The 11,982-nt window shown below is 41.5% G+C and carries 8 protein-coding genes; 2 read left to right on the top strand and 6 right to left on the bottom strand.

Features of this window, described 5'->3' with window-relative positions:
• Nucleotides 1–22: 22 nt before the first annotated feature.
• The 6 genes from Q0P34_RS06190 to proB all read right to left on the bottom strand — a co-directional run bounded on the left by Q0P34_RS06190 (nucleotide 23) and on the right by proB (nucleotide 10,057).
• Nucleotides 23–1,879: a glycoside hydrolase family 13 protein gene (locus tag Q0P34_RS06190; RefSeq protein ID WP_294954383.1), complete on the bottom strand. Its 1,857-nt coding sequence runs from the start codon at nucleotides 1,877–1,879 to the stop codon at nucleotides 23–25.
• A 55-nt stretch (nucleotides 1,880–1,934) separates the two neighbouring features.
• Nucleotides 1,935–4,562, bottom strand: a complete 2,628-nt coding sequence (locus Q0P34_RS06185; protein WP_294954381.1) for a glycogen/starch/alpha-glucan phosphorylase — start codon at nucleotides 4,560–4,562, stop codon at nucleotides 1,935–1,937.
• A gap of 460 nt (nucleotides 4,563–5,022) precedes the next feature.
• A complete protein-coding gene (locus tag Q0P34_RS06180; protein ID WP_294954378.1) occupies nucleotides 5,023–6,447 on the bottom strand; it encodes a lipopolysaccharide biosynthesis protein in 1,425 nt (474 codons plus the stop codon).
• 36 nt (nucleotides 6,448–6,483) lie between these two features.
• Nucleotides 6,484–7,758, bottom strand: coding sequence for a DUF5050 domain-containing protein (locus Q0P34_RS06175; protein WP_294954375.1), 1,275 nt, complete (start codon nucleotides 7,756–7,758; stop codon nucleotides 6,484–6,486).
• Nucleotides 7,758–8,999: a glutamate-5-semialdehyde dehydrogenase gene (locus Q0P34_RS06170; protein ID WP_294954372.1), complete on the bottom strand. Its 1,242-nt coding sequence runs from the start codon at nucleotides 8,997–8,999 to the stop codon at nucleotides 7,758–7,760. The genes Q0P34_RS06175 and Q0P34_RS06170 overlap by 1 nt, the downstream gene beginning before the upstream one ends.
• 290 nt (nucleotides 9,000–9,289) lie before the next feature.
• Nucleotides 9,290–10,057 (bottom strand): glutamate 5-kinase, encoded by a 768-nt coding sequence (proB, locus tag Q0P34_RS06165; protein ID WP_294954369.1) that lies wholly within the window; start codon nucleotides 10,055–10,057, stop codon nucleotides 9,290–9,292.
• 132 nt (nucleotides 10,058–10,189) lie between these two features.
• Between proB and Q0P34_RS06160 the strand changes: the two genes are divergently transcribed.
• Nucleotides 10,190–11,518 (top strand): PepSY1/2 domain-containing protein, encoded by a 1,329-nt coding sequence (locus Q0P34_RS06160; protein ID WP_294954366.1) that lies wholly within the window; start codon nucleotides 10,190–10,192, stop codon nucleotides 11,516–11,518.
• Nucleotides 11,519–11,570: 52 nt separating this feature from the next.
• Nucleotides 11,571–11,906 (top strand): hypothetical protein, encoded by a 336-nt coding sequence (locus Q0P34_RS06155; RefSeq protein WP_294954363.1) that lies wholly within the window; start codon nucleotides 11,571–11,573, stop codon nucleotides 11,904–11,906.
• Nucleotides 11,907–11,982: the final 76 nt, after the last annotated feature.

Here is an 11,982-nt window from a genome sequence, read left to right as displayed (position 1 = left end):
AATAAGGGCACAATTACCCTTATTATTTTACACGTGTTAATAATGCGTATCTCATCGGTTCAAGGTGGAGGTAGCCGTTTTGTGCTTTCTCCTCAAAAAAGTTATAGGCGTTATCCCATTGGTTGCCGACAAAAATATCAGCATCAACATCGTCCATATTAATTGCCACAAGCACCTCGCTGTTTTCATCACAGCGAATATAAGCAATGGACTTATGCTCACAATAAATCGGTACAAAATCGCCTGTTGAAAAAGCCTTGCAGCCAAGCCTTATTTCACCCAATCGCTTATACCACCTCAAAAGCTCGGTGTTGGGGTTATCCCACTGCATACACGCACGGTTAAACGGATCCTTTAAGCCCTGCATACCTATCTCGTCACCGTAATAAAGCGAAGGTACTCCGGGCAAGGTGTACTGTATCAGCGAGGCAATTTTCATAAGAGAAATACCGCGAAGATAATCATACTGCGAAAGCTTGTTATGCTCATACTGCCAATGTCGACCGTAGCCCTCACAGCTTTCACCTGCAAGACGGCTTATTGCTCTTTCGGTATCGTGAGTACCGATATGATTCATAAGAACATTTGTTACCTGAGGAGGATAATTTTCAATAATAGACATTATCCTATCAAAGAACTCATAGGCATTCGGGTACTTAACAAAATCCAAAATCGCGTTGGCAAAAGGATAATTCATAACGCTGTCAAGCTGTTCGCCGAGAAGGTAACGACGACGCTCGTCGTACGCAAACTTTGTGGTTGCGTCCTCCCAAACCTCACCTATGATAACGGCATCCTCATTTTCATCCTTAACAGCTCTGCGCAAATCATCAAGGAATACATCCGGCAATTCATCTGCAACATCAAGTCGCCAACCGCTGATTCCGCAACGAAGCCATTTGCGAAGAATTCCGTTTTCACCGCAGATATAATTGCGGTAGCCTTCATCCTCCTCATTGACCTCGGGCAAAAGCTTTATTCCCCACCACGAATGATATTCTTCAGGATAGTTAATGAACTTATACCATGAATAGTAAGGGCTCGTTTGACTGTTATAGGCGCCGTTGCTGTCATAATTGTTGTAAAGATTAAAGTACCTACTGTCGCATCCTGTATGGCTGAATACTCCGTCAAGAATTACGGCAATGCCGTACTCCTCATTGGCAACCGAGCAAAGCGCCTTCAAATCCTCCTCATTACCCAAAAGCGGATCTATTTTTTCATAATCCGCAGTGTCGTAACGATGATTGGAATTAGCCTCAAATATAGGATTAAGATAAATACAGGTTACACCTAAATCCTTAAGGTACGGAAGCTTTTCCTCTATTCCCTTTAGGTCGCCGCCGAAATAGTCATTATTCCAAATACCGTTCATCTGCTCTTCACGCCAATAAGGCTCTTCACCCCATTTGCGAAGAACGCGAGATTCTCTGTAACCTGTTTTCTTTTTACCTGAATCAAAAAATCTGTCAGGAAAGATTTGATAAATGATACCACCCTTTAACCAATCCGGAGTGGTAAAGCTTTTATCATAAACGGTTTGTTGAAAATCCTCACCGTCGGGAGCAAAATCACCGCAGCCATGTCCGACATTTCGAACAAAGCTTTTGCCCCAGGGGGTATCAAGCTCGAAATGATACCAATATAATCCGGGAGTGTCCGCAACAAAATGCAGCTCCCAATACTCATCATCATTGCCGCACATACCCGCCCAGAACATCGAGTAATAAACATTTGCTTCGTTTTCCTTATGAACGCAAATATTTGCCCCACTGCATTTCATTGAGCGAGGCACAATAATACGTAGTTTGACAGGCTCATCCGTTGCGATAGCACGAATCTTGTCCTTATATTCTTTTTTACGGGAATCAAATATCATAGTCCATTATCAGTCAACGGCTCCCCTTAAAAAGAGGAGCCATAGGTTTACTTAATTATTTCTTTGCTGTCTTTTTTGTCTTTGCGGTGCTCTTTGCTTCCTTCTTTGGAGCTTCCTTCTTTGGAGCTTCCTTCTTTGGAGCCGACTTCTTTGCGGGAGCCTTCTTTTCCTCCTTTGCAGGAGCCTTTTCCTCCTTTTTTGCCGATGCTTTCTTTTCGGCAACAGGCTTTTTAGGAGCCATAGGAGCAGATTTCTTTGCAGACTTTGGAGTTTCCTTTGCAAACTGAACAGGCTTTGTGTTCCAAATATAATCTGCATAATCTCTGATAGATCTGTCAGCAGAGAACACACCTGCGCCTGAAATGTTCATCAATGACATTTTTACAAACTTTTCTCTGTCAGCATAAGCCTTTGAAATTTCCTGCTGTGCGCGTTGATAATCGGTGAAATCTGCAAGAGCCATATACGGATCGGAATTCACAAGAGAATAGTATACCTCGTCAAACCTCTTGCCGTTTACACCGTTTTGCAAAAATGCCATAGCCTTTGCAAGATTTTCATTATTATTAATGTAGCTCTGCGGGAAATATCCTGCACGCTTAAGCTGTTCAACCTCCGGTGTTTTCATACCAAAGATGTAAATATTATCATCACCTACTGCATCATGAATCTCGACATTTGCACCGTCAAGTGTACCAAGAGTAACAGCGCCGTTAAGCATAAGCTTCATATTACCTGTACCCGAAGCCTCTGTACCTGCAAGCGAGATTTGCTCGCTGATGTCGGCGGCAGGCATAAGAACCTCTGCAAGAGATACATTGTAATCCTCAAGGAATACCACTTTAAGCTTTCCGTTAACATCGGGGTCGTTATTGATTACACCCGACAAAGCATCAATAAGCTCAATAAGCTTTTTAGCCATAAAGTAACCCGGTGCCGCCTTTGATGCAAAGATATATGTCTTTGGATAGTAATCGGCATTTGGATTTTCCTTTAGCATAAGATATTCGGAAATGATGTTAAGGATATTGAGCTGTTGCCTTTTATACTCGTGAAGTCGTTTAACCTGAACATCAAAGATTGAATCAGGATTAATATCAACACCGTTGCGCTTTTTGATAATCTTTGCAAAGCGTACCTTGTTTGCATATTTAATTTCATCAAGTCTTGCAAGTACCTTTTTGTCATCCTTAAAGGCACGAAGCTTCTCAAGCTCATCACTCTTTGTAATAAAGCTGTCACCGATTAATGATGTAATGTAATCGGTAAGCTCCGGATTAGCCTGACAAATCCAACGACGGAAAGCAATACCGTTTGTTACATTGCAGAACTTATCTGGTGTAAGATTGTAAAAATCATTAAACACAGTGTCCTTAAGAATTTCGGAATGAAGTGCAGACACACCGTTAACGCTGTGTGAGCCGATTACGCAAAGGTTAGCCATACGAATAATGCCCTGTGATACGACAGCCATACGCTCAACTCTGTCAGCATCATGGGTAACAGACCAAACATATGCACGAAAGCGGTTATCAATTTCCTTGGTAATTTGGTAAATACGAGGAAGCATACGGGAATAAAGCTCCTCGCTCCAGCACTCAAGCGCCTCCTTCATAACTGTATGGTTAGTGTATGCAACCGTACGGGTAACTATAGACCAAGCCTCATCCCAGCCGTAGCCACACTCATCAAGCATAATTCTCATAAGCTCCGGAATTGCCATTGTAGGATGAGTGTCGTTAATATGAATTGCTACCTTATCGGGAAGATTGTCAAGTGTACCGTACTTTGTTAAGTGACGCTGAATAATGTCCTGAATTGAAGCGGAAACAAGGAAATACTGCTGACGAAGTCTAAGTGACTTGCCCTCCGGTGAGTTATCGGCAGGATACAAAATCTTTGTAATAGCCTCTGCCATAGCAGATTGCTCCATAGCCTTCATATATGAGCCCTCGTTAAAGAGAGTCATATCAAGCTCCGGCTTCTTGGATGCCCAAAGACGAAGACGGGAAACACCCTCGCCCTTGCCCGAAACATACATATCATACGGGATAGCCTCAACAACATTTGCATCCTTGTGCATTACGTGGTGGAAATCACCGTCCCAGCTATCCTCAATATAGCCCTCAAACATTACCTTGCAGGCGCGCTCCTCACGAGGAACAAGCCATACCTCACCGCCCGGAAGCCAGAAATCAGGAAGCTCTGTCTGCCAGCCGTCGATAAGCTTTTGCTTAAAGATACCTGCCTCGTAGCGAAGAGAGTAGCCCATAGACTGAATACCGTTTGTTGCCAAGCCGTCAAGATAGCAGGCAGCAAGACGGCCCAAGCCACCGTTACCGAGACCTGCATCAGGCTCAAGCTCATAAAGGTTATCAAGCTTTACACCCATTGATGCAAGTGCATCATTAAAGGTCTGTGTTAAGCCAAGGTTGTAAAGGTTGTTTTTGAGAGATCTGCCCATAAGGAATTCCATACACAGATAGTAAACCTGCTTTGAATCCTGTCCTTTTGCGGTTTTTCTGAAATCACTATTTTTCTTTGAAAGCTCATCACGAACAATCAAGGCTAATGCCTTGTAGAACTGCTCGTCGGTAGCAACATCGGGTGAAACACCGAAAAAGTGAGAAAGCTTATCGGTAATAAGCTTTTTTGCTTGTGTTGTAGAAATACTTGTTTTCATACAATTCCTCCAAAAAGATATTATAAAAAGTAATTATATTTTCCAAATTTTGTTTATTATACACTAAAAGTACCATATATGCAAGTAGTAAAGAAAAATATATACAAAATATACAAAACAGCAAATGACCTCTTGTTAAAATAAGAGGTCATAACAGCGTGTCGAAAAATTCAAATTATAAATTTCGACACGCTGGCAGACTGTTGAGAAATAAAGCTGAATTTCGCATTTTGCGAGGAAAGATGTACGAGGGTACCTCGACCGAGCAAAAGGCGAAAAACGCCAAAAACAGATTGAACTCGATGTTCAATCTGTTTTTTATCCCCTCAGTTTCGCTTCGTTCAACAGCTCCCCTTACAATAAGGTGAGCCATATATATCTCTTTTGGCGTGTTTCAGCCCACTTTATCAACAGTCTAAAATGACCTCTTGTTAAAATAAGAGGTCATTTTCTGTTTACCTTATTTTATTCTACGCAAAAGCTTACCGAAAAGCTTTATTGAAAGCTCCTTAATCGGCTTTATGTTTACAAGAAGCATAGCACCAAAAAGTGCAGTCTCTGCCAAATACATATAAATGCCCGATTTGAGCCACAGCATAGCCACGCACTGAGCCGCCAAAATTGCAACCTCAGCAGCTATCAAAGGAGCATTGAATTTGATTTTAATATATTTTCTTGTGTTGGAGCCACGGAACACAAACACCACCGCAAAAGCCGCAATGGTAGCTATTGCCGCACCTAATGCTCCTATAAGCGGAATGAGCACAAGGTTGAGCACAATATTTGTAAGCGCACCCGAAAGAGCGGTTACCATAGCCATAACCGACTTTTTTTCTGCCATATAAACAGATGCAAGAAAATTCACAAGACATGAAAGCGTTGTGGCAATAATCAAAACCGGAACATATCGCCAAGACTCATAATAGCTGTCGGCAACCAAAATTTTTGTTATAAGCTGACAGGCAAGGATAAGTGCTGAGGAAACTGCAAAAATTCCGCCGGAATAAATACGGAAAATTTTTGTAAAGAATTCTGCCTTATCATCGCTGTCATATTCATCAACAGCCGAAAGCTGCCAAGCATCAATAAAAATCGATGAAAACATAATAACAAAGTTCGGTATTTTGGAAGCGGCGGTATAAAGGCCGTTTTCGGCAGAGCCGACAAAGCCGGTAACCATATATCTGTCCGACACGTTTATTATCCACCACAGTATAATTGTAGGCATAAGCGGAACGGAATACTTGAGCATATCGTGCTTAATTTTTCTATCCACCTTATGAAAATGCAGATTGTTCCAAAGCCTTGTTGCAACAAAAAGGAACAAAACAGAGAAAAGGTCAGAGGCAATAATTGCAAGCACATAGCCGTTAACGCCCATATTGAGCGGACCGAGGAACAGCAAATTAAACAGTAAGGTTGTTCCTGTTGCGACAATTCCATCAATGGCAAAAACGCGAACCTGACCGCATCCGCGAACAAACTGCTGACAAAGCTGGCGCATACCCGAAACAAGCACAAACAAATAGATAAGAGGTGCATACTGACCGAGCGGCATATCGTTAATATTAATCAGTGTTACGGGATAATAGAAAATTAAGAACACCAAAAATCCCTTGAGCGTTGTACGAACGCCTACGGTAAAAACATCACTCTTATCCGCCTGCTTATCAAGCGCAAAGCGCAGGGCAGCACTGTTTATTTGTAAAAATACAATAGGAATAAGCACATTAGCTGTTTGCTGAATCAAATCCGCGGTTGAATAATCCGATGTTACAAGCTTACTTGTAACAAACGGCATAAGCAGAAACGACAAAATCTTTGACGAAAATGTGCCTATTGCAAATATTATTGTATTGGTTGCTAATTTTTTATATTTGTCCAAAAGTAATTACCTCTTTGATACAGTTACACAATTACATTAATAGCTCCATTTTCCTCCGCCGAAGGTCATAACATTTGAGGAGCCTGTCAAATTTGATGATGCACGGTACACCTTATCACCGTTTTGGCGCTGACCGATGATAAAATCATACTCTCCGCCGTGCTGAATAAACACCTTATCGGATGCGGTAATATTTCCGGAATACAGCATCATTTTCTTTTTATCGGTATTCATATTTATTTCATACAGCTCAAGCTTATCTTCGTCAAGGTCGGCATAAAACACCCTGTTTTGCTCAACAATTACGGGAGCACAAATGCCGACATCCTGCACAAGCGTAACAACCTTTTGCGAGCCGTACTTTTGACGGATAAGATTGTACCTGCCGTCTGCCTGCTTTTCGAAATAATACATAAAGCCGTTTTCCATAGACATTGAAGAAATGCTGTCATTTACAGTATCAAGCCTAAATTTTTCAGCATCACCGCCTGACGAAAGCACACAATAGTATGATGTGTTGCCAAGCGGATCGGTATCGGTAAAAAACACCCTATCCTTTGATATACCTATAAAGCCAAGAGTATTTCCGTAGGCGGAATAAAGAACATTCCTTGAAAAATCCTGTGTATTTACGGTAACAATACTGTTATCGGCAGAAATGCAATATGCCGTTGAATCGTATATATATGCAAGGGAAATGCCGTCGGCAACCTTCGAAAGATTTTTGCCCGACTTGGTAACCTTATAAAGAGCATTATCGCTTTCATTTACAAAGTAGAAATAATCCCCTCTTATGTTGAATGACGAAAGAACGTCGCTTGATTTGTAAACACACGAGAAGCTTTCGTTATTAGGCTCAAACTTGTAAATACCCTTGCCGTCAACAATGTGGTAGATTATGCCGTTATCTCTGTCAACCTTGCCCCCGTTAAGTATATTGCCCACAAAGGCACCCTTTTTGCCTGCCTCAAGCTCAAAATCCGAATGGTCAAGATATGCCGAGTCGGAAAGGCTTACAGGCTCGGTTGTTGTTTGGGCGGGAGATGTTGTCGTAGTTGTAGTTGTTCTGCCGATAATTTTTTCATCCACCAGCTGTGCAACAGGCTTGTCCGGAAGAAGCTCGCTGAAATAGAAATCCGTAAAAACGTACTTAACACAAAGCAGAGCCGTTGCAAGTGCAATCACAAGCAATGCAAGCAAAACAATAATAATTTTTGCAAAGCCACCCTGCTTTTTCTTTTTTCTTTTTTTCTTTTTACGTCTGCTGTCAACCTGCGGTTGAATATAGCTGTATTCGTTATTCTTTTTCATTATCTAACTTGCCCATTTCCAAAAATCAAATACTTTGTAGATGTTAATTGTTCAAGACCCATAGGACCTCTTGCATGAAGCTTTTGGGTTGATATTCCTATTTCCGCACCCAATCCGAATTCTGCACCGTCGGTAAATCTTGTTGATGCATTAACATAAACGGATGAGGAATCAATGCACTTGAGGAACTTTTGAGCATTGGCTTCGTTTTGAGTAATGATAGCCTCGCTGTGACCTGTTGAATGAGAATTGATATGTTCAATTGCTTCATCAAGAGTATCAACGGTTTTTACACTGATAATATAATCAAGATACTCGGTATAATAATCCTCATCACTTGCGGGAATTACAAGACTGCAGGCAGACACAGCACGCTCATCGCCCCTGATTTGAACATTCTTTTTCTTCAATTCATTTGCAATTACAGGCAATGCTTCATTGATTATTGCACTGTTAATCACGAGGCTTTCGCAGGCATTACAAACGGATATTCTTTGAGTTTTTGCATTAAAGATTATCTTTGCCGCCATATTAATATCCGCACTGTCGTCAACATAAATATGACAATTTCCCGAGCCTGTTTCGATAACAGGTACGGTTGAATTTTCCACAACCGCCTTGATAAGCCCCTTACCTCCGCGAGGGATAAGACAATCAAGGTATTCGTTCATATGCATCATATCAGACGACGACTGCCTGGTGGTATCCGTTACAAGCTGAATGGCGTCCTTAACAAATCCCACCTCGTCAAGAGCCGAGCGCATAATTTCCGAAAGAGCAGTGTTGGAATTAATAGCCTCCTTGCCCCCGCGAAGAATAACCGAATTTCCGCTTTTCAGGCATAGTGCAGCGGCATCAACCGTAACATTGGGACGTGCCTCGAAAATAATGCCGATAACGCCGATAGGAACGGTAATCTTTTTTATTAACAGTCCGTTATCCTTTTTGTATTCGGAAAGAATTTTTCCGCAAGGGTCGGCAAGGACTGCAACCTGACGAACACCGTCTGCCATAGCCTTTATTCTTTCTTCGTTAAGCATAAGTCTGTCAAGCAAGCCCTCTGACAAGCCGTTATTTCTTCCCTGCTCTAAATCAATCGCATTTGCTTTAATAATTCTGTTTGAATTCTTTTCAAGCATATTTGCAATAGCGTTAAGCGCCTTGTTTTTTTGTTCACTGTAAACCTGCGACATAAATGCAAGGGTTGCCCTTGCTCTTTTGCCTTGTTCTGTTACTGTCATAAAATCACCATAGGGTAACGGTAATAATCCGAACCACGGTTTATCGTGGCAGATTTGCCCTTACTCCTCGTTAAAATACTCGGCATACGGCAAGTATGCCTGTGTTTTGTGCCTTGATTAAGACCAAATCTGCACACGATAAACTGCAAAGCATCAAAAATGCTTGGAGTAAAGATGAGATTTGTTGTCTTGAGATGGCAGCCTTGCTGACGCAAGGCAACAGCGAAAGCGACAAATATCGCTTTAATACTGCATTTTTGACGGGTTCGGATTATTACCGTTACCCTAAATTACGGCAAAAACCTTGTTCCTATGCTTTCACCGTTAAGCACATTGTAAATCTTTTTTGTATCGCTGCCGTTCATAACAACCACAGGAATACCTGCGTCATTTGCAATCCTCGCAGCCTTAACCTTTGTGGTAAATCCGCCTGTTCCCTTTTCACCTGCTCCGCCTGCAACCGCTTCAATCTCCGGTGTGATTTTTTCAACAACAGGAATCAGCCTTGCATTCGGATTTTCATTTGGATTGCTGTCATACAAGCCGTCTGTATCGGTTAAAAGAATAAGCAAATCCGCATCAATAAGCTCCGCCACCGTTGCCGACAGGCAATCATTATCACCGTTAAGAAGCTCCTCGATTGATACGGAGTCATTCTCATTTACAACAGGAATAACACCGTATTCTATAAGCTGATTAAAGGTGTTGGTAAGATGCATCTTGTTTTCCTCATTTTTAAGGGCATCGTAGGTAAACAGAAGTTGGGATACAATAACATCAAATTCGCCGAAAAACTTGTCGTAAAGGAACATAAGCTCGCCCTGACCGACAGCAGCTGCTGCCTGTCTGCCCTTGATACTTTGGGGCTTTTTATGCAAACCGAGACGTGCTGTGCCTATGCCGATAGCACCTGATGATACAAGAATAACCTCGTGCCCCATATTGTGCAAATCCGCAAGAACTGCCACAAGCTCACCAATCTTTTGAATATTCGTTTTTCCTGTTTTATGTGTAAGGGTGGATGTGCCAACCTTAACAACTATTCTCTTCTTTTGCATAAAAACATTGCTCCAATTATATTAATTCAGTTTTATATTATAGCACAGTAAATCTGCTGTTGCAATTAAAAAGATGTATTTTTTGCCTAAAGGTGCAAACAATAACAACAAAATTAAAAAAGGAGTTTATTTATGACAAAAAGAAGCTACATCAGAGTGCTGTCATACATCTCGTTTTTGCTGTTTATCATAGCTGTTTCGAGCATTATGACAGCATCAAGCCTAAAGTCCTATAAAACGGAGCTTGAGGTATCGTACAGACAAAGCCTTGCAGAGCTTGCGGAATGTCTTGACAATGTTGATACGGATATTTCAAAAAGCCTTGTTTCAAGCTCGTACGGAGAAATCTACGATTTGAGCAGAGATTTATTTGCACAATGCAGTACGGCAAAAAACGCAATGAGCAGGCTGCCGATTGAGCAGTTAAAGCTGAGCAATGCCTACAAATTTTTAAGCCAGTGCAGTGACTATGCCCAATATATCGGCACAAAAATCGACAAGGGTGAAGCAATCAGCAGTGAGGAGCATAAAAACCTCAAGGCACTTTTACGCTACGCGCAAAAATTCAGCGATCAGGTTGACGAAATGGTTAGTGCAACAAATTCCGGAGCTATGATAACCGAAAACGAGATAAGAAGCTCAGGAGAAATAAACACTACGCCCCTGTCTAACAGCTTTTCATCGGGAGCAAAGGTTTTTGAGGATTTTCCTACCCTTTTATATGACGGACCCTATTCCGACCAGGTGCTAAACAAATCATCACAGCTTATTAAATCGGCAGATGTCAAAACAAGAGATGAGTGCCGACAGATATTTGCCGACGCTCTCGGTGTCAGCGTGAACAATGTATCATACGAAACCGACGACAAATCAAGGATTCCGTGTTACACATTTAAGTGCGGAAGATACACGGGCTTAATTACAAAGCAGGGCGGGTATATCAAGGAAATTCTTTATTCAGGCAAAATTCAAAACAAAAATATTTCTGCACAAAATGCCTGCAATCTTGCAGTAAAGGCTCTTGAAAGGCTTGGCTACAAGAATATGAAGGTGTGCTACTACGACATCAAGGATAACGCCTGCACGGTAAACTGTGCATATACGAAAAACGGTGCTTACTATTATCCCGATTTAATAAAGGTTGGAATATCAATGAACGACGGAGAGCTATTAAGCCTTGATGCAAAAACCTTCCTTACAAACCATACGGAAAGGCAGCCGAAAAAGGCAAAGCTAACAGCTGAGCAGGCACAAAAAAAGCTTTCGATATTTCTAAAGGTTAACGATGTAAAAATGTGCGTTATACCAAAGGAAAGCGGAAAAGAGGTGCAGTGCTATGAATATACCTGTGAAAGCAAGGATACAGGTGAAAAGGTGCTTGTTTATCTAAACTGTGACACAGGAGAGGAAGAAGACATTTTGATTATGATTGAGTCCCAAAACGGAGTATTGGTAAAATAACGAATAAAACAAGAATACAGGCAAATACTAAAGCCGAAAGGAATGATAATATATGAAAAGCAATAAAGCAAAAAGCTTATTATTAATTGCTGTCATTGCAATTTTAACCGCAGTAGTGTTCGTTGGTTGTTCGTCAAAAAACAACACGGTTGACGATACCACTACAACAAACACTACCACAATGACAACAACACAGAAAACGACATCCACAACAAACCAATCCACAACAAACGAGGTTGGAGAGGATCTTTCCAACGCAGGTGACGAGGCAAGAAACAGAGCCGACAAGGTTGGCGACGACATCGGTGACGGCGTAAATGACATTGCCGACGGAATAGGCAACGGCATTGACAAAGCAGGAGATGCAGTTTCGGACGTTATGGATTAAAGAAAAGCAGATTGAACATCATGAACAAGTCCGTAAAAAATGGACAATAGAAAAAAACAGACCTCCTATGGTAGAA

It is taken from the genome of uncultured Eubacterium sp. (assembly GCF_945980375.1).
Classification (GTDB): Bacteria; Bacillota; Clostridia; order Oscillospirales; family Acutalibacteraceae; genus Eubacterium_R.
Note: the sequence above shows the minus strand (reverse complement) of the source record. Positions and strands in the feature narration are given on the sequence as shown.